Annotated in this window: 21 protein-coding genes; 10 read left to right on the top strand and 11 right to left on the bottom strand. The window is 62.9% G+C overall.

The features are described 5' to 3' along the window. Positions 1 to 6 precede the first annotated feature (6 nt). Complete coding sequence (gene yjgA, locus NG898_RS15065) at positions 7 to 624, top strand: ribosome biogenesis factor YjgA (protein WP_282562194.1); 618 nt, start codon at positions 7 to 9, stop codon at positions 622 to 624. Continuing rightward, positions 621 to 1,268, top strand: coding sequence for a molybdopterin adenylyltransferase (gene mog / locus NG898_RS15070; RefSeq protein ID WP_252693106.1), 648 nt, complete (start codon positions 621 to 623; stop codon positions 1,266 to 1,268). The genes yjgA and mog overlap by 4 nt, the downstream gene beginning before the upstream one ends. Before the next feature lie 3 nt (positions 1,269 to 1,271). On the opposite strand, the gene orn is transcribed toward mog, so the two are convergent. Next, positions 1,272 to 1,919 carry an oligoribonuclease gene (gene orn, locus NG898_RS15075; protein ID WP_420803696.1) on the bottom strand — a complete coding sequence of 216 codons (648 nt, stop codon included), beginning with the start codon at positions 1,917 to 1,919 and terminating at the stop codon, positions 1,272 to 1,274. 76 nt (positions 1,920 to 1,995) lie between these two features. On the opposite strand from orn, the gene NG898_RS15080 reads away from it, so the two are divergent. From NG898_RS15080 to NG898_RS15090, 3 genes are read left to right on the top strand one after another with little or no spacing between them, the layout of a single operon-like run. Beyond that, positions 1,996 to 3,255 carry a M48 family metallopeptidase gene (locus NG898_RS15080; RefSeq protein WP_252693110.1) on the top strand — a complete coding sequence of 420 codons (1,260 nt, stop codon included), beginning with the start codon at positions 1,996 to 1,998 and terminating at the stop codon, positions 3,253 to 3,255. Beyond that, complete coding sequence (rsgA, locus tag NG898_RS15085) at positions 3,252 to 4,199, top strand: ribosome small subunit-dependent GTPase A (RefSeq protein ID WP_252693112.1); 948 nt, start codon at positions 3,252 to 3,254, stop codon at positions 4,197 to 4,199. Before NG898_RS15080 ends, rsgA begins: the two co-directional genes overlap by 4 nt. A gap of 29 nt (positions 4,200 to 4,228) precedes the next feature. After that, positions 4,229 to 4,543, top strand: a complete 315-nt coding sequence (locus NG898_RS15090; protein WP_252693113.1) for a DUF2007 domain-containing protein — start codon at positions 4,229 to 4,231, stop codon at positions 4,541 to 4,543. Positions 4,544 to 4,572: 29 nt separating this feature from the next. On the opposite strand, the gene NG898_RS15095 is transcribed toward NG898_RS15090, so the two are convergent. The 6 genes from NG898_RS15095 to rpsP all read right to left on the bottom strand — a co-directional run bounded on the left by NG898_RS15095 (position 4,573) and on the right by rpsP (position 8,637). Then, positions 4,573 to 5,514 (bottom strand): CobD/CbiB family protein, encoded by a 942-nt coding sequence (locus NG898_RS15095; protein WP_252693115.1) that lies wholly within the window; start codon positions 5,512 to 5,514, stop codon positions 4,573 to 4,575. A gap of 108 nt (positions 5,515 to 5,622) precedes the next feature. Next, a complete protein-coding gene (locus NG898_RS15100; RefSeq protein ID WP_252693117.1) occupies positions 5,623 to 6,318 on the bottom strand; it encodes a CoA pyrophosphatase in 696 nt (231 codons plus the stop codon). Between the two features lie 105 nt (positions 6,319 to 6,423). Further along, positions 6,424 to 6,810, bottom strand: coding sequence for a 50S ribosomal protein L19 (gene rplS / locus NG898_RS15105; RefSeq protein WP_045204485.1), 387 nt, complete (start codon positions 6,808 to 6,810; stop codon positions 6,424 to 6,426). Positions 6,811 to 6,882: 72 nt separating this feature from the next. Next, positions 6,883 to 7,671 carry a tRNA (guanosine(37)-N1)-methyltransferase TrmD gene (trmD, locus tag NG898_RS15110; protein ID WP_252693119.1) on the bottom strand — a complete coding sequence of 263 codons (789 nt, stop codon included), beginning with the start codon at positions 7,669 to 7,671 and terminating at the stop codon, positions 6,883 to 6,885. Positions 7,672 to 7,694: 23 nt separating this feature from the next. Further along, positions 7,695 to 8,249: a ribosome maturation factor RimM gene (rimM, locus tag NG898_RS15115; RefSeq protein WP_252693121.1), complete on the bottom strand. Its 555-nt coding sequence runs from the start codon at positions 8,247 to 8,249 to the stop codon at positions 7,695 to 7,697. A 133-nt stretch (positions 8,250 to 8,382) separates the two neighbouring features. Further along, positions 8,383 to 8,637 carry a 30S ribosomal protein S16 gene (gene rpsP, locus NG898_RS15120; RefSeq protein WP_024976244.1) on the bottom strand — a complete coding sequence of 85 codons (255 nt, stop codon included), beginning with the start codon at positions 8,635 to 8,637 and terminating at the stop codon, positions 8,383 to 8,385. Positions 8,638 to 8,782: 145 nt separating this feature from the next. On the opposite strand from rpsP, the gene NG898_RS15125 reads away from it, so the two are divergent. From NG898_RS15125 to NG898_RS15140, 4 genes are all read left to right on the top strand, one after another. Continuing rightward, positions 8,783 to 9,856: a PQQ-dependent sugar dehydrogenase gene (locus tag NG898_RS15125; RefSeq protein ID WP_252693123.1), complete on the top strand. Its 1,074-nt coding sequence runs from the start codon at positions 8,783 to 8,785 to the stop codon at positions 9,854 to 9,856. A gap of 193 nt (positions 9,857 to 10,049) precedes the next feature. Further along, complete coding sequence (locus tag NG898_RS15130; RefSeq protein ID WP_092971663.1) at positions 10,050 to 10,439, top strand: hypothetical protein; 390 nt, start codon at positions 10,050 to 10,052, stop codon at positions 10,437 to 10,439. 128 nt (positions 10,440 to 10,567) lie between these two features. Then, a complete protein-coding gene (locus tag NG898_RS15135; RefSeq protein WP_252693125.1) occupies positions 10,568 to 10,750 on the top strand; it encodes a hypothetical protein in 183 nt (60 codons plus the stop codon). Between the two features lie 190 nt (positions 10,751 to 10,940). Further along, positions 10,941 to 11,396: an NINE protein gene (locus tag NG898_RS15140; protein ID WP_252693127.1), complete on the top strand. Its 456-nt coding sequence runs from the start codon at positions 10,941 to 10,943 to the stop codon at positions 11,394 to 11,396. Here NG898_RS15140 and NG898_RS15145 read toward each other — a convergent pair whose 3' ends face one another. The 3 genes from NG898_RS15145 to NG898_RS15155 all read right to left on the bottom strand — a co-directional run bounded on the left by NG898_RS15145 (position 11,397) and on the right by NG898_RS15155 (position 14,784). After that, entirely contained in the window at positions 11,397 to 12,521 is a 1,125-nt protein-coding gene (locus NG898_RS15145; RefSeq protein WP_252693128.1) for a PA0069 family radical SAM protein, read from the bottom strand. Positions 12,522 to 12,602: 81 nt separating this feature from the next. After that, on the bottom strand, positions 12,603 to 14,222 hold the full coding sequence (locus tag NG898_RS15150) for an alkaline phosphatase D family protein (protein ID WP_252693130.1): 1,620 nt from the start codon (positions 14,220 to 14,222) through the stop codon (positions 12,603 to 12,605). 64 nt (positions 14,223 to 14,286) lie between these two features. Next, positions 14,287 to 14,784 carry an Lrp/AsnC ligand binding domain-containing protein gene (locus NG898_RS15155; protein ID WP_252693132.1) on the bottom strand — a complete coding sequence of 166 codons (498 nt, stop codon included), beginning with the start codon at positions 14,782 to 14,784 and terminating at the stop codon, positions 14,287 to 14,289. Positions 14,785 to 14,906: 122 nt separating this feature from the next. Here NG898_RS15155 and NG898_RS15160 point away from each other — a divergent pair, with 122 nt between their 5' ends. Further along, positions 14,907 to 16,196: a D-amino acid dehydrogenase gene (locus NG898_RS15160; protein WP_252693134.1), complete on the top strand. Its 1,290-nt coding sequence runs from the start codon at positions 14,907 to 14,909 to the stop codon at positions 16,194 to 16,196. A 67-nt stretch (positions 16,197 to 16,263) separates the two neighbouring features. Here the strand turns inward: NG898_RS15160 and NG898_RS15165 are convergent, their stop codons facing one another. Continuing rightward, positions 16,264 to 18,048 carry an acyl-CoA dehydrogenase gene (locus NG898_RS15165; protein WP_252693136.1) on the bottom strand — a complete coding sequence of 595 codons (1,785 nt, stop codon included), beginning with the start codon at positions 18,046 to 18,048 and terminating at the stop codon, positions 16,264 to 16,266. Positions 18,049 to 18,114 lie beyond the last annotated feature (66 nt).

Raw genomic sequence — 18,114 nt, forward strand, 5'->3', positions numbered from 1 at the left:
CGCGCCATGAGCCGAGCATCCCGACACAACCCCACGTATCTCCAACCCGTCGTGCGCACCGACATCGGTGACGAGGACGATCCGGATACGCCCAAGAGCAAATCGCAGCGCAAACGCGAGGTAAACGCCTTGCAAGACCTGGGCACTGCCCTGGAAGCGCTGCCCAAGGACAAACTCGCCAAGGTGCCGCTGCCTGAAAAGTTGGTTGACGCCCTGCGCGAAGCCAAACGCACCACCGCCCATGAAGGCAAGCGCCGCCAGATGCAGTACATCGGCAAGCTGATGCGCACCTTGACCGACGAGGAAGTGGAGGCCATTCGCCGCGTCCTGGCCACCTTCGTTGGCGCCTCGAAAGCGGAAACCGCACGCCTGCATGCCATGGAGCGTTGGCGCGACCGCCTGATCGCCAGCGACGACGCCATCACCGAGTTCATTGCAGCGCACCCGGATTCTGACGTCCAGGCGCTGCGTACGCTGGTGCGTAATGCGCGCAAGGAAGCACAGTTGGCCAAGCCGCCCAAGTCGTCGCGCGAGCTGTTCCAGATGGTCAAGCAGGCCCTGTCGGCCAACGACCGCGACGAAGACGACGCCGATCAACCCGAAGCCGAAGACGACGAAGCATGACTGCCCCCGCCCCCTCCGCGCCGATCACCCGCCGCCAAGCCGATGAGCTGATCGTCGGTTTTGTGTCGATTTCGGACCGCGCCTCGGCCGGCACGTATCAGGACGAAGGGATTCCCGCGCTGCGGGACTGGTTTGGCACCGCGCTCTCATCGCCGTGGCAAGGGGTGGCGCGGCTGATTCCGGACGATCAAGCGGCGATTGCCGAAACGCTGATCGACCTCGTCGACCATGCCGGCTGCGATCTGGTGCTCACCACGGGCGGCACCGGCCCGACGCGTCGCGATGTGACTCCCGAAGCCACGCTGGCCGTCGCCACCAAGGAAATGCCGGGTTTCGGCGAGCAGATGCGCCAGATCAGCCTGCATTTCGTTCCGACGGCGATTCTGTCGCGTCAGGTGGCAGTGATCCGCGAAACGCCGTCACGCGCCACGCTGATCATCAACCTGCCCGGTCAGCCGCGTGCCATCAAGGAAACGCTGGAAGGCTTGAAGGATGTGGAAGGCCGCGCCACGGTGCCGGGCATCTTTGCGGCCGTGCCATACTGCATCGACCTGATCGGCGGCCCGTATGTCGAGACGCACGACAGCGTGGTCAAGGCCTGGCGGCCCAAGCACGCTGTGCGCGTAAAACCCCTGCAGGTTTAACGCTTACGGGGCGACCGAAGACGCCAGCGCTTCCGCGTCCGGCGTTTGCGGCACGTCGCGGATGAAGTGCTCGCGGTAATAGCGCAGCTCCTCGATCGACTCGATGATGTCTGCGAACGCCGTGTGCCGCTGGTGCTTCGTAAAGCCCTTGGCGATGGCCGGCTGCCAGCGCTTGCAGAGTTCCTTGAGCGTGGAGACATCCAGGTTGCGGTAGTGGAAGTACTCCTCGAGCTTGGGCATGTAGCGCGCCATGAAGCGGCGGTCCTGGCAGATGGAGTTGCCGCACATCGGCGACTTGCTCTTCGGCACCCACTTCTTGAGGAAGGCCAGCAGTTCCGCTTCCGCTTCCGCTTCGGTCGTGGTGGATGCCTTGACCTTGTCGATCAGGCCCGAACGCCCGTGCGTGCCCTTGTTCCAGGCGTCCATGCCGTCGAGCAGCTCGTCGGACTGATGGATCACCAACACCGGGCCTTCAGCCAGGATGTTCAGCTCCGAATCCGTCACCACCACGGCCACTTCGATGATGCGATCGTTCTCGGGGCTCAGGCCGGTCATCTCCATGTCGAGCCAAACGAGGTTGTTATCGCTTTTGGCGGCAACGCGGCTGGAGGTCGAGGTGGATGTGGCGGACGGGGAAACGGGGGTACTCACTGGGGTGCTCACTCAAGGGCCTTGAGAAAATGTCTGAAGGCTATAATTTTCGCATATCTGATAGGTGTTTCCCCACATGCCCGCCTTTACCGCTGTCTTCCTGATCGCTCTTATATTGATGTCCGCCGCGCGCCTGTGGCTAGCCGCGCGGCAAGTCCGTCACGTGGCGCGTCACCGCGATGCCGTACCTGTGCAGTTTGCCGAGTCGATCACGCTGGACATGCACCACAAGGCCGCGGACTACACCATCGCCCGCACCCGTCTGGCGATGCTGGAAGTGCCGGTTCAGGCGGCCCTGCTGATCGCCCTGACGCTGCTCGGCGGGCTGAACTGGATCAACCAGGCGTGGCTGAGCGTGTTTGGCCCCGGTTATGCGTATGGCGTGGCGCTAATCGCGTCGGTCATCGTGATCAGCAGCGTGATCGAGTTGCCGTTTTCGCTGTACGCACAATTCGTCGTCGAAGAACGCTTCGGCTTCAACCGGATGACATTCAAGCTGTGGCTAGCCGACAACCTTAAGGGCTTGGCCATCGGTACCGTGCTGGGTCTGCCGCTGCTGCTGGCGGTGCTCTGGCTGATGGACAAGATGGGCGCGCACTGGTGGCTGTACACCTGGGTCGTGTGGATGGCGTTCATGCTGTTTGTTCAGGCCATCTACCCGAACGTCATCGCGCCGCTCTACAACAAGTTCACCCCGCTGCAGGACGAGGAAATGCGCTTGCGCATCGAAAGCCTGCTCAAGCGCTGCGGCTTCGCCAGCAAGGGCCTCTTCGTGATGGACGGCAGCCGCCGCAGCGCCCACGGCAACGCCTACTTCAGCGGCTTTGGTGCAACCAAGCGCATCGTCTTCTTCGATACGCTGCTCGCTCGCCTGAATCCGTCCGAAATGGAAGCCGTGCTCGCGCACGAGCTCGGCCATTTCAAGCGCCACCACATCACCAAGCGCATCGCCGTGACGTTCGTGCTGAGCCTCGGTGCGCTGGCGCTGCTCGGCTGGCTTATGACGCGCACGTGGTTCTACCTGGGTCTTGGCGTCGCGCCCAACCTGTTCTCCGACAACCATGCGCTGGCGCTGATGCTGTTTTTCCTGGTGCTGCCGGTGTTCACGTTCTTCGTCTCGCCGCTGGCGAGCCTGTCGTCACGTAAGGACGAGTACGAAGCGGATGCCTTTGCCGCCGAGCACGCCGACGCCAATCAACTCGTCTCGGCGCTGGTCAAGCTGTTCCAGGACAACGCATCGACGCTCACCCCGGACCCGGTCTACTCAACGTTCTACTATTCGCACCCGACTGCATCGCAGCGCGTGGAGCGCCTTGTGCAGGCACGCGCGGCATGACGCGCGGCAAACCGGGCCGCGCCCATAAGCAGGCTGCCACTGGCGAACATGGGCTTGTCATCGCTGCACACGGGCGTCATTACCTCGTAGAACGCGAGGGCGGCGGTTTCCTGCAATGCTTCCCGCGCGGCAAGCGCAGCGAATGCGCTGTCGGCGATCGGGTGGTCTATGAAGCCACCGCCGTCGACCAGGGCGTCGTCGTGCGCGTGGACGAGCGCCGTAACCTGTTCCACCGCTCCGATCAGTTCAAATCGAAGGTGCTGGCCGCGAATCTGGATCAGGTCATCATCATGCTCGGCACCGAGCCGAGCTTTTCGGAAGACCTGCTCGGCCGCGCGCTTGTCGCGGCAGAATCCCTCGGTCTCACCCCACTCATCCTGCTCAACAAGATCGACCTGACCGCGCGGCTGGAGACGGCTCGCTCACGCCTGGCGCTCTATCAAGACCTGGGTTACACCGTTGTGGAATTGACCGTGCATGGCGCGCCGGACGCCGCGCACGCCGCGCTCGAACCTCACGTGGCCGGGCGCGCTTCGATCCTGATCGGGCAGTCGGGCATGGGCAAGTCGTCGCTGCTGAATCTGCTGATTCCGGGCGTGGACGCGCAAACGCGCGAGATCTCCGAAAAGCTGGATTCCGGCAAGCACACGACCACGTTCACGCGGCTCTATCACCTACCCGCTGAATGGGGCCAGGGCGGCGTGCTGATCGACTCGCCGGGCTTCCAGGAGTTTGGTCTGCATCACTTGAGCGAAGGGATGCTGGAACGCGCCTTTCCCGAATTCCGCCCGCGCCTGACCGAGTGCCGCTTTTATAACTGCCGTCACCTGCAAGAGCCCGGCTGTGGCATTCTGGGCGCGATTGCCGAAGGCAAGATCGATCCACGGCGGCACCAGCTTTACGCGCAACTGCTGCACGAATCGGAGCAACAGAAACCTTGGTAACGGCTTCGTAACACGTTCGGGGGGCTTGGATGAAGTTGCTGATCAGCAGTTCATCGCTCGGCATGGCGGCACACTGGCAGAACGTGCTGGCTGCAGCCGGCATCCGCACCGAGCTGCGCAACATTTACCTGAGCAGCGTAGCAGGTGACGTTCCGCCGCAGGACTGCGCGGCGCAAGTCTGGCTCGTGAACCCGGCGCAGGAAGCGCAGGCCCGAGCGCTGCTCGAGCAGGCGCAGCATCCGCCCACCGGGCCGGCATGGCGTTGCGTGCATTGCGGAGAGAGTCACGAGCCGCAGTTCGCCCAGTGCTGGCGCTGCGGCAAAGACCGCGAGGATGCGGCCTGATTGATCGTTCAGCAGCTAGGCGAGCCGCATCAACCCAGCCACACGGCGATCGACAGCATCGCCAGCAGCAGCATCCACAGCACCACCGCGCGCCACACCAGTCCCACAGCTGACTGCAGCGTGCGCACGTTCGGCTCCTGCCCCACCTCCATCGGATAAGCGCCATCCTCGTCGGCAATGCTATCGACCGAATCGCGTTGCGCAATGGGCGTGCCCAGGCGCACGCCGAGTGCACCGCCGCCGGCGGCCAGCAGGATGCCATTCACTTCGTCGTTCCACTTGGCAGCGCGATTGCGCCACGCGTATACGGCATCTTCAAAGTTGCCGACGATGGAGAAGCCAATCGCAGTCAGGCGCGCGGGGATGTAGTCGATGACGAAAAACGCCTGACGGGCGAATAGGCCCAGTGCGGGGCTGCGCTCCGTCGACGTATCGCTCCAGTGGCGAGCGAGGTATTCAGCGCCGCGATACAGCACCACACCCGCCGGCCCAATTGGCACCAGAAACCAGAAGAACACGCCAAACACGTGACGATGCGCCGCCACGATCGCGCATTCGAGCGTATGGCGGACGATCTCGTTGACGGGCATATCGGTCGTGTCCCGGCCCGACCATTCGTTGAGCAGCAGGCGCGCAGTGACAATGTCATCGCTGCGCAGCGCCTCATGGATGTCGGTGAAGTAGTGGCTGAACTGGCGGAAACCGAGCGTCAGATAGACCATCAACACGTTCCACAGGAACGCCAGCCCAAGGCTGATCGACGACAGCAGATAGTGCACCAGCGCCACGACCACCACGGCCGGCAGCGTGACCACACACCAGGCGAGCACAGCATCGCGACGATGGCCCGTGTCGAACCATTCTTCTGCCCGCGCGGCCAGTGCGCGTACGACGTCGTAGATCGGGTTGTCCCGGCTGAGCGCACGGAACTGTTCAAGAATCAGCGCGCAGAGTACGGAGAAAAAAGTCATTGGAAAGGCGTTGCGAAAGCGTGGATCACGCCGTGGAGGCGATGTGCAAGACGATAGCACACAGCGTGCGCGCAACAGCGCACCTTCGGGCCCATATTCGCGCCGACGCTACGCTGCCAGCAGGTGATACAGGTTGCGCAGCATACCCGCCGTCGCACCCCATATGAAGTGATGACCAGAGTCAGACTCTTGGCCAGATCGCCGATATTGCATCGCATAGAAACGACGCACACGGTCTTCCCACCGCAACTCGCGCACTTCGTGGTTGGCCGGGTCCATCAAAAAGGCCAGCGGCACTTCAAACACCTCGGCCACTTCGCTTGGGTCGGGCTGAAGTGTGAAATCAGGCACTAGCAACCCGACAATCGGGCTTACGTGGAAACCCGTCCCGGTGATGTAGTCAGGCAGGCGACCGATCACTTCAATGTGATCCGCACTGATGCCGACTTCCTCCCTCGTTTCGCGCAGTGCGGTATCAACCATGTCCCGGTCAAAGTCCTCGCGCCCGCCACCCGGAAAACTGACCTGGCCAGCATGTTGGCTAAGCGACGCATTGCGTTGCGTCAGCAGCACCGTCAGACCCGCCTCGCGCTGCACCAGCGGCACCAACACCGCTGCCTCGCGCAACTTGAGCGAAGCGTCGATCAGGCGGGATTCATCCGTCTGCTCCGGCTGCCAGTCGGGCGGCATTTGCAGCCGCTCGCGCACGAACTCGGCGGTCAGCCGCGTGACCCCGAGCGCAGGCAATGATGCCTCGGTCGGCACCACCGGCAACTGCTCAGGATCGAATACGGGACGGCGCATCGGATGGCAATGTATGGGTATGGGCGGAAGACACATATGCGGTCCATCTTCCGCCGCAAAAGAGAAAAAAGGCACCCGAAGGTGCCTTTTCGCAACGCGCGCAGATTACTCCGCTACGGCTTCCTTGCGCTTGAAGGTCAGCTTCTCCTTGATGCGTGCCGACTTGCCCGAGCGTTGGCGCAGGTAGTACAGCTTCGCACGGCGCACATCACCGCGACGCTTCACTTCGATGCTGGCCAGCAGCGGCGAGTACAGCTGGAACGTACGCTCCACGCCTTCGCCCGAGGAAATCTTGCGAACGATGAACGACGAATTCAGGCCACGATTGCGCTTGGCAATCACGACGCCTTCATACGCCTGCACACGCTTGCGGGTGCCTTCAACGACGTTCACGTTGACGATCACGGTGTCGCCAGGGGCGAACGGGGGGATCGTCTTGTTGGCCGTCAGGCGCTTGATTTCTTCCTGCTCGATTTGCTCGATGATATTCATCTTTTTCTCCTAGACCATCATGCCGGCGTTTTGCCTGATCGGTGATCGCGGCCCCGGTAGAGGATGGGAACTTCACTTGGTCGAACCTTCCTGTGTGGAAGCCTCTGACCCCTTTGCCGTTATCGCCGCGGCAGCGAGGAAGACCTCATCGCTGCGGGACAACAAACCCTGCTTGCGCGCTGCCTCGATCAGATCGGGCCGCTTGCGCATCGTATTCAATAGCGCCTGCTGGCGGCGCCACTTTTCGATCTCGGCATGGTGCCCCCCCAACAGCACATCGGGCACACGCACACCTTCGTACTCTTCCGGCCGCGTGTAATGCGGGCAATCCAGCAAACCGTTGACGAAGCTGTCTTGCACCGCCGACTGCGCATCGCCCAGCACGCCGGGCAATTGCCGCACTACGGCGTCGATGATTGCCATCGCGGCAATCTCTCCGCCGGAGAGGACGAAATCGCCGAGGCTGATTTCCTCATCTACGCGACGGTCGACCAGACGTTGATCGATCGCTTCGTAACGGCCACACAGCAACGTGAGGGCCGGCAGTTGCGCCAGTTCCATCACCCGCTTGTGCGTAAGCGGCTTGCCTTGCGGCGACAGCAGCACCACATGCGACGCCGCAGGCGCTTGCGCCTCGTGAATCGCGTCCAGCGCCGCTTCCAGCGGCTTGGCCAACATCACCATGCCTGGGCCACCGCCGTAAGGGCGGTCGTCCACGGTGCGGTAGTTGTCCGTCGTGAAATCGCGCGGGTTCCAGGTGCGCAACGTGTACACCTGCTGTTTGGCTGCACGGCTGGTGATCCCCCAGTCCGTGAGCGCCCGGAACATGTCCGGAAACAGCGATACGACGTCGAACTGCATCGCCGAATTCTCCGGCCGCATGTTCAGTAATCCAGACCCCAGTCGACGACGATGCGCTTGCCCGCAACATCCACCGACTTCACGTAAACCTCGACAAACGGCACGAGCCGCTCGACCTCGCCTTCACTGACGATACGCAGTATTTGATGCGCGCCGTTATCGATGAGGCCGCCCACCGTGCCAAGCGTTTCCTCTTGCTCGTTGACGACCGTGGCGCCGATCAGATCGACCCAATAGAACTCGTCATCGTCCGGCTCGGGAAAATCGGCCCGGCTAACCCACACGGCATAGCCGCGCAGTGCCTCGGCGACATTGCGGTCAGGCGCGGCAGGCGAACCCGCCACCACCGTACCGCTATGCTCACGCGACGTGCCGACGGGAAACACCCGCCAGTCTGCCGACGTTGCCAGTGCACCAGCAGCCGGCTTGAGCCACCAGGTGCGAGCATTCAGCAGCGCGTCAGCGTCGCCGTGCAACTGGACCTTGATCCAGCCGCGAATACCGTAAGCCCCACCCACATAACCCACCTCGATGAGATCGTCGGGGAGCGCCGGGTTGGAGCCCGCGCCCGGGCGCATAGCTTGCAGCCGTTCGGCAACCTTTTGCGAGGTTGCTTGCGTTGCAGCAGCCACAGGACCGGGCCGTGTCGATGCGGCGCGCGTCACAGCAGGAAGTGCTCGGACGGCACCGTCGATCGACGCATGCTAAAACTTAGGCAGCAGCTTTCTTGCCGTTTTGCTTCACCAGACGGGCAACCGTCGGCGACAGTTGTGCGCCCACGCCTTCCCAGTAGGTCAGACGGTCTTGCACGATGCGCAGACCTTCTTCGCCTTCACCGGCGAGCGGGTTGTAGAAACCGACGCGCTCGATGAAACGGCCATCACGGCGGTTACGCGAGTCGGTCGCAACGATATTGAAGAACGGGCGCTTCTTGGAGCCACCGCGGGCCAGACGGATCACGACCATGGATCTATTCCTTGAAAAACTGGATATGCGTACAGAGAAACACGCAAGTATAGCGCAATTTCTCCGACCAAACAAACACTTAGGCGTAGCGAATGGAGATGCCGGGCGGTACGCGCGGCAACGACGGTACATAAAGCCCGCTATTGTGGTCGCTGCTTGGCTTGGCGCAGTCACCGCGGCGCTCGCGAAGCTGCCCATCGAGACACTCCACGTACCGCCTGGTTTCCGTGTCGAGGTACTAACCGACGCGATGCCGGCCGCACGTGAAATGGCGCTATCTCCGGCCGGCATTCTTTATGTTGGAAGCCGCGCCGGCAAAGTCTACGCGATGCCATGGCAGACGCCGAATGCGCCCATCCGTGTGGTGGCGTCCGGGCTGCAACTCCCTGTTGGCGTGGCATGGCGTGACGGCAACCTGTATGTGTCTGCGGTATCGCGTGTGGTGCGGCTCGATGGCATCGACAAACGACTTGGCAATCCACCCGAGCCAGTGGTTATCAACGACAAGCTGCCGACGGAAACCCATCACGGTTGGAAATTCATCGCATTCGGGCCGGATGGAAAGCTGTATGTGTCCGTTGGCGCACCCTGCAACATCTGCCGCCCGGATGAAAACCGGTACGCCAACATCATGCGCATGAACGCCGACGGCAGCGGCTTGGAACTGGTGGCGCGCGGCATTCGCAACACAGTCGGCTTCGACTGGCACCCGACCACGCACGAATTGTGGTTCACCGACAACGGCCGTGACCTGATGGGTGAGGACGTGCCCGACGACGAGCTGAACCGCATCACCAAACCCACTCCGCACTTCGGCTACCCGTTCTGCCACGCGGGCAACATTCCCGACCCGGAATTCGGCGCCGGACACCCGTGCAGCAACTACGTGCCGCCTGTGGCCAAGCTCGGAGCGCATGTGGCGGCGTTGGGCATGCGGTTCTATTCAGGGGACAGCTTTCCGGCGGAGTACCGGAACAACATCTTCATTGCCGAGCACGGCTCGTGGAACCGATCGTCAAAGGTGGGCTACCGCGTCATGCGCGTCGCACTGGACGCTGCCGGCAATGTGACGAAGCAGGAACCGTTCGCGCACGGCTGGCTGCAGGGCGAACAGGCGTGGGGACGCCCCGCCGATGTGCTCGTGGCACCCGACGGCAGCTTGCTGGTGTCCGACGACTTGGCCGGCGCTGTGTATCGCATCCGCTACACCGGGAAATGACCTCGGCGTCGCCCCTCGCCATGGCAAAGCGTGCACGAAACATCTCGTTACACGGGTAACGTTCGGACAGTGGATGCCTGCTGAGTGAAGCCTTACATTGACAAGCATGAACACGCGCAGCCGATCTCTGTTGCACACATCAGAAGCACGCGGCGCGTGGCGCTTTCGAATCCTTGCCCGACAGGAGATAGCCATGCCGATTCGCGCATTGCTTCGCCCCTTGGCGGCAGGCGTTCTGATCGTCGCCTCTGCGGGCGCTGTGGCTGCCAACGCATCGGCGCGTCAAGCCGCCGTCGCCTTTGCAAAATCCGCCCTGCCCGTCTGGACGCAAACGGCACAGACGGCGCCGCAGACGCGTCCGTTGGTGGCGCAATTCTTTGCCGACACGCGTAGCGAGCAGGCGGCCCGCATCCGCGCGCAAATGGAGCGCATGGAAGCGCGTGCCCGTGCGGATGACCGCCTCAACGGTCGCGTTCAACCTCGGGACGGCGGTGGCCGCGGCGACTGGCAACAGCAGGAGCGCATGCGCCAGGAACGCGGCAATGGCGACCAGGGTAACTGGCGCGGCTCGCGCCGGGGCTGAGGCGCACACGCTGCCGCGTTTCACATCCCGGAACTTGCCGGGGCACACCTGAGTCGTACTGGATGCTGCGTGCACACGTGTGGCGTGCACCCAGCATCACACCAATCACAACGACAACAGGTGCTCCAATGGCATTCTCCCTCCACCGCCATGTGCGGCTTATCCTCGGCCTCGTCTGGACCACGGCCTTTATGCTGATGCTCGCTCACCTGCTCTACGGTGAAGTTGGTTCGCGCCATCAGGCATCTCAGCTACAGCAGGACTCGACGGTTTCGATGAGCGTGCCGTCGCTCCATCCGGTTCCGATTTAGTGATCCTGCCTCTACTGCCGCAAGCGCTCCGCAGCGTTGCGCGCATCCGGCCGAACTGACGGCCTCTTCTTCCCACTGCTGATGCGTCTTTAGGACGCGCTCCCGGCGCCGCCATTTGGCTGCGCCGCGGTTGATGTTGGGCGTAGAATGCGCGGCGCTGTGTTGTCTTGCCGTGTGTTCACCGCCCGCTATGCTTACGACCACTCCTCAAAAAAAATCCAAGCTGCTGACCGTGCTGCTCGCCTTCCTGTTCGGGAGCGTGGGCGCGCATCGCTTCTACCTCAAGGGCGGACGCGATTTCTGGGCGTGGTCGCAAGTGCTTGCCATGGTGCTCGGAGTGGTTGGCGTGGCGCTGCTGTGGTCGACGCAGCGTGCGAGCGTCCCAGGCTGGGTCTGCGCAATAATCGGCGGATCTTCAGTGCTGGCAGGCTATCTGTCTGCACTGGTCTACGGCCTGCGTCCCGACGAAAAATGGGATGCGCAGTTCAATGCCGACGGCACGCCGACGCATTCGGGCTGGCCTGTCGTCCTGCTCAGCATTCTCACGCTGATGATTGGCACCGGCCTGCTGATGGCCGGCCTCGCCATTACTTTCCAGACGTATTTCGAAACGCAGGTGCAGGCAGCGAAAGAACTGTCGCAGTAGTCAAAACAAGCTGCCCTGGCGCTCATCGACCGGCTTTCGCGGCTTGACGGCGCGCGCCGGAGGTTTGAACTGCGAGGTATCGAGCACCAGTTCGTTGTAGCGGTGATAGCTGAAGCCCAGCCTGTCGGCGGCCTTGTAGAAACGCTGCCGCAATAAGTCGGCCCAAATGCCGGTGCCGCGCATGCGCGTGGCGAAATCCGCTTTGTAATCCTGCCCGCCGTGCAGATCGCGGATGCGATTCATCACGCGTTGCGCGCGGTCGGGGAAATGCGCCATCAGCCAGTCCTGAAACACCGCGTTCAGTTCGTTTGGCAAGCGCAGCACGATATAGCTCGCGTACGTGGCGCCCGCCTCGTGCGCAGCCTCCAGAATCTGCTCCATGTGGTCGTCCGTGATGAAGGGAATCATCGGCGCGACGCTGACTCCCACCGGAATGCCAGCCTCGGCTAGCGTACGAATCGTGCGCAGGCGGCGCGATGGCGTGGCGGCACGTGGCTCCAGTTTGCGTGCCAGATTGGCGTCGAGCGTGGTGATTGTGACGGCGGCGACAACAAGATTCTTCGCCGCCATCGGGGCGAGCAGATCGATGTCGCGCTCGATCAATGTCGACTTGGTGATGAGCCCGACCGGGTGATCGCAATCGTGCAGCACCTGCAGCACGTCCCGCGTGATGCGCAACTCGCGCTCGATCGGTTGATATGCATCGGTGTTCACGCCCAGCGCAATCGCCTCGCAACGGTAGCCGGGCTTGGCCAGCGTTTCACGCAGCACCTCGGCGGCATTGGCTTTCGCGAACAGCTTGGTCTCAAAATCCAGACCCGGCGACAACTCCAGATACGCATGCGTGGGCCGCGCAAAGCAATACACACAACCATGCTCACACCCGCGATACGGGTTCAGCGACACCCCAAACGGAATATCCGGCGACTGGTTATGGCTCAAGATCGAGCGCGCACGTTCGACGGAGACGGAGGTCTCGATGCGCGGCGGTGCCTCATCCGGATCGAGATGCCCGACGAGCGGTTGCCAGCCGTCGTCGACGCGCGTGCGTTCGTCGCGTTCGAAACGGCCTTGCAGATTGGAAGTGGCGCCGCGTCCCTTGCGGGGGACGTGGCGATCGGACATATCGGACACAGCAGAAAGAATGGATGCGGGGGCTTGCTGATCCTATCGCATCCGCTTCTACTCCGCTGCGGGTGACGCTGGCTACGCCTCGGGATCGAGCTTCACTTCCCAGAGCGATCTGCCGTCGAGGTCGTGCAGCGAAACGTGCATCGTGCGCGTGGCCGGGTCGATCTTGGCGCGGCCGTAATACTGCTGCAGCGCTGCGGGCGACTGGTTCTGCGGATTGTCCTTGGGAATGCTGATGTAGCGCACGTCCGGTCCAAACGTCTGATCCACTTCATTCGGTCCGAACGTGCCCGCGTTGATCGGCCCACCGACGAATTCCCAGAACGGTTTGAACTCAGTGAATTTGGCGCGCGACGGGTGGTAGTACGTTGCTTGCGCGTAGTGCACGTCTGCCGTCACCCACACCACGTTCTGGATGTTTTCCTGCTTGATGAAGCGCAGGATCTCGGCCAGTTCAAGCTCGCGGCCCGACGGCGCACCGTCATCCGCATTCGCCCAGGCTTCGTAGGTGCCCTTGGGCACGTCCGGATTCAGATCGGGCACGACCAGCGAGATCGGCATGTCGCTGGCAATCACCTTCCACGTCGCCTTTGACTGCTTGAGCGATTGCTTGAGCCACGCCGTCTGTGCCGAGCCGAGAAAGGCCGAATCGGCATCCAGCTTGGTCTGGCGGTTCGGCGAGTTGCGCCCGCGATAGCTGCGCTCGTCCAGCATGAACACATCGAGCAGCGGGCCGTATTGGAACGCGCGGTAAATCTGCTCCGGGTCGATCGCATTGAAGCGGAACGGGTTGTACTCGAACATCGCCTGCTTCGCGCGGGCGGCCAACACCGACGCGCTGCGCTCCTGGTAGCGCTTCTCTTCCGGGCCGATCTGCTGGCCGGGATACCAGTTGTTGCGCACCTCGTGGTCGTCCCACTGCACGAGGAACGGCACTTCGGCGGAAAAGGCGCGCTTGTTCTTGTCGAGCTGGTTGTAGGCGAAGGCGCCGCGGTAATCGTCGAGCGTTTGTGCAACGTGCGACTTGGCCTCGGTGACGAGGTTGGTCCACATCGAGCCGTCGGGCAGCTTCACCTCGGCCTGGATCGGGCCGTCGGCGTAGATCTGGTCGCCGGAGTGGATGAAGAAGTCAGGCGATTCGCGGCGCATCGCTTCGTACAGCCGATAGCCGCCAAAGCGCTCGTTGATGCCCCAGCCTTGGCCGGCTTCATCGCCAGAGAAGACGAAGCAGATTGCGCGATTGGCCGACACAGGTGCCGTGCGGAAACGGCCGGTGACGGGCTCGCTGAAGGCTTTGTCGTGCACGAGATCCTGGAAGCGGACGCGGTAGAACAGGTCAGCGCCGGCGGGCAGGCCCGTGAGGTCAACGCGGGCTGTCAGGCCACCGCTTTCCAGGGCCGCCGGACCCACACGGCGCACGACATTCTTGAACGCGGCATCCGTGGAATATTCGACGATCATGCGCGCAGGGCGATCGGTGCGGCTCCAGACGATGGCGCTGTCGGCCGTGATATCACCGCTCATCACACCGCCAGGCAGTTGCGGGCGCAGGCGGTCGGACGTCACTGCGGCCGGTGCGACGCCCTGGGCCAGCACGTCGCCAATACGTGAGCCGAGCAGCGCCGTGCCGCTGGCGGAAACGAGACCCTTGATAAGCGTACGGCGGGTGGGCTTGAAAAGCGGCTGGTCAGACATGCGGGCTCCGGTGTCGGTGATGAAGGTGCCGGCCAGCCTAAGGCGCTTCCGTGACAACGCTACGTCACCCGCCCGCTTCCGTCACGTCGATGGCGAGCGTCTCCTTGATCTCCTCCATCACGATGTAGCTTTTGGACTGCACTGCGCCGGGCAACTGCAGCAGGATGTCGCCCAGCAAGCGGCGGTATTCGCTCATCTCGCGAATGCGCGCCTTGATGAGGTAGTCGAAATCGCCCGAAACAAGGTGGCACTCCAGCACCTCGGGAATGCGCAGCACCTCACGCCGGAACTGCTCGAACATGTTGCCGGATTTGCTTCCCAGGCTGATCTCCACAAACACCAGCAGCGACGCGCCCAGCATGGCGGGGTTGAGCCGCGCGTAATAACCCAGGATGAAGCGCTCTCGCTCCAGCCGTTTGACACGCTCGATGCACGGCGTGATGGTCAGACCGACCGCCTCGGAGAGTTCCTTCATCGACAGCCGTCCGTCCTTCTGCAGCAGGTCGAGGATGCGCCGGTCAAGCTTATCGAGGGCTCGGACGGGCTTGCGCTGGGTTCGCATGGTGGAAAACGCCTCAAAATCGAAGTTGTTACTGTTTCCAGCAAATATACAGAAACATCTACTGGAGTTGTGCGAATACGATAGCGGCATCTATCGCAAATGCATCTCCGGGGAGTATCACCATGCGCGTGCTCGTTCTTGGCAGCGGCGTGATTGGCGTGACCAGCGCTTATTACCTGGCCCGCGCGGGCCATGAAGTCACCGTCGTCGACCGTGAAGCCGGTCCGGCGCTGGAGACAAGCTTTGCCAATGCTGGCCAGATCTCGCCGGGCTACGCGTCGCCGTGGGCCGCCCCGGGCGTGCCGCTCAAGGCCATCAAGTGGATGTTCCAGCAGCATGCGCCGCTTTCCATCCGCCCCGATGGCACGCTCTTCCAGCTCAAGTGGATGTGGCAGATGCTGCGCAACTGCGACGCCGCCAGCTATGCGCAAAACAAGGAGCGCATGGTCCGCCTGGCCGAATACAGCCGCGACTGCATCCGCGACCTGCGCGCCGACACCGGCATCGCCTACGAAGGCCGCCAGCAAGGCACGCTGCAAATCTTCCGCACCCAGCAACAGCTTGACGGCGCCGCGAACGACATCGCCGTGCTCGAGCGTGCTGGCGTGCCCTACGAACTGCTTTCGCGCGAAGACCTCGTGCGCAGTGAACCAGGCCTGGCCTCGACCCGCCACAAGCTGGCCGGTGGCTTGCGCCTACCCAATGACGAAACGGGCGATTGCCAACTCTTCACCACGCGCCTGGCCGCGATGGCGGAAAAGCTCGGCGTGCGCTTCCGTTTCAACAGCACGATCAACAGCCTCATCTTCAAGAACGACGCCGTACGCGGCGCGCTGGTCGACGGCCAGCCGATCGACGCCGATCTCGTGGTCGTGGCGCTGGGCAGCTACAGCACGCCGTTCCTGAAGAATCTGGTGAACGTGCCGGTCTACCCGCTCAAGGGTTTCTCGATCACCGTACCGATGACGGACGCGGCGAAGAGCCCTGCGTCCACCATTCTTGACGAGACCTACAAAGTGGCCGTGACGCGCTTTGACGACCGCATCCGCGTGGGTGGCATGGCGCAGATCGTCGGCTACGACAAACGCCTGGACCCGAGCAAGCGCAAGACGCTGGAGTTCGTGGTCAACGATCTGTTCCCGGGTGCCGGGGATGTGTCGCGCGCCTCGTTCTGGACCGGCCTGCGCCCGATGACGCCAGACGGCACGCCCATCGTCGGCCAGACGCCCGTGCGCGGCCTGTGGCTCAACACTGGCCACGGCACGCTGGGTTGGACCATGGCATGCGGCTCGGGCAAGCTGCTGTCGGATCTGGTGTCGGGCCGCTCGCCTGCCATCCGCTCGGACGACCTGTCGGTGTATCGCTACCTGGGCGGCACGCCGATGCCGGCAACCAAGCCTGCGCTGGCCTGATCGTCTACGCTGCATGCAATAAAAAAGGGAGGCCGAAGCCTCCCTTTTTTTGCCCCGCTGATGCCGCTTAGAACTGCACTTCCGGCATCGCACCGATCGTCTCGCCACCCGTCAGCACGCTCTGCGCAATACCAGGTGCCTGCGTGAGCAACACGTCTGCAAACACGCGCGCCGTGGCGATCTTCGCGCCGTAGAAGTTCGGGTCTTCGCTCTCGCGGTCGAGGGCCACCAGCAGCGCACGCGCCATCTGCCAACCCGACAGCACGATGCCGCACAGTCGCAGATACGGCACGCTGCCCGCGAACACGGCGTTCGGCTGCGCCTTGGTCTGCGCGACCACAAAGCGCACCACCGATTCCAGTGCCTCGCGGCCGGCTGCCAGACGCGCCTGCATCGCGTCGCAATGCGCACCGCCCTTTGCCGCCAGCGCCGCCTCCAACTTAGCGATTTCCGCGCAAATGCCCAGCGCCACCGCACCGCCGTCACGCACGGTCTTGCGGCCGATCAGATCGTTGGCCTGGATGGCCGTGGTGCCTTCGTAGATCGGCAGGATGCGCGCATCACGATAGAACTGCGCGGCGCCCGTCTCTTCGATAAAGCCCATGCCGCCGTGCACCTGCACGCCCAGGCTCGTCACGTCGATCGACATCTCGGTGCTCCAGCCCTTCACGATCGGCACCAGGAATTCGTACAGCGCTGCGTTCTGCTTGCGTGCAGCGTCGTCCGCAGCGTGATGGCCGGCATCGCACGCTGCGGCGGCCACATAGGCCAGCGCACGTGCGCCTTCGGTCATGGCGCGCATCGTCAGCAGCATGCGCTTGACGTCCGGGTGGTGAATGATGGGCACGGCCTTGGCAACAGAGCCATCCACCGGGCGACTCTGCACGCGCTCGCGCGCATAGGCGACGGCCTTCTGATACGCGCGCTCCGACACGCCAATGCCCTGCATGCCCACCGCATAACGCGCCGCGTTCATCATGATGAACATGTATTCCAGGCCGCGATTTTCTTCGCCGACCAGCGTACCGATCGCGCCGCCGTTGTCGCCAAACTGCAGCACGGCCGTCGGGCTCGCCTTGATGCCGAGCTTGTGTTCGATCGACACGCAATGCGCATCGTTGCGGGCGCCCAGCGAGCCATCTTCATTAACCATGAACTTCGGCACCACAAACAGCGAGATGCCCTTCACGCCTTCCGGCGCACCCGGCGTACGCGCCAGCACGAGGTGGACGATGTTCTCGGCCATGTCGTGCTCGCCCCATGTGATGAAGATCTTCGTGCCAAAGATCTTGAACGTGCCGTCGCCTACCGGCTCGGCGCGCGTGCGTACGAGTGCCAAGTCGGAGCCGGCCTGCGGCTCGGTCAGGTTCATCGTGCCCGTCCATTCGCCCGAGATGAGCTTGGGGACGAAAAGCTGTTTCTGCTCTTCGGTGCCGGCCGTCAGCAACGCCTCGATGGCACCATCCGTCAGCAGCGGACACAGTGCGAACGACAGGTTGGCCGCATTCAGCATTTCGATGCACGCCGTGGCGATCAGCTTGGGCAAGCCCTGGCCGCCGTATTCCAAGGGGTGCTGCACGCCCTGCCAGCCACCTTGACCGAACTGGGCAAACGCTTCTTTGAAACCCGCGGTGGCCGTGACGACGCCGTCTTTCCAACTGCTCGGATTGCGGTCACCTTCCACATTGAGCGGCGCAACCACTTCACCGGTGAAGCGCGCGCTTTCTTCCAGCACGGCTTGCGCCGTGTCGGCGGTGGCGTCTTCAAAGCCAGGCAGCTTCGCGACGTTGTCCAGGCCGGCCAACTCGTTCATCACGAACAGCATGTCCTTGACTGGGGCTTGATAGGTCATGTCTCTCTCCAACTCTTGTTAAGCGCGATCAGGACAGTGCCTCATCGAGTGCGTGACGCACTCTCC

This window comes from Ralstonia mojiangensis (assembly GCF_023955645.1).
Lineage (GTDB): Bacteria > Pseudomonadota > Gammaproteobacteria > Burkholderiales > Burkholderiaceae > Ralstonia > Ralstonia mojiangensis.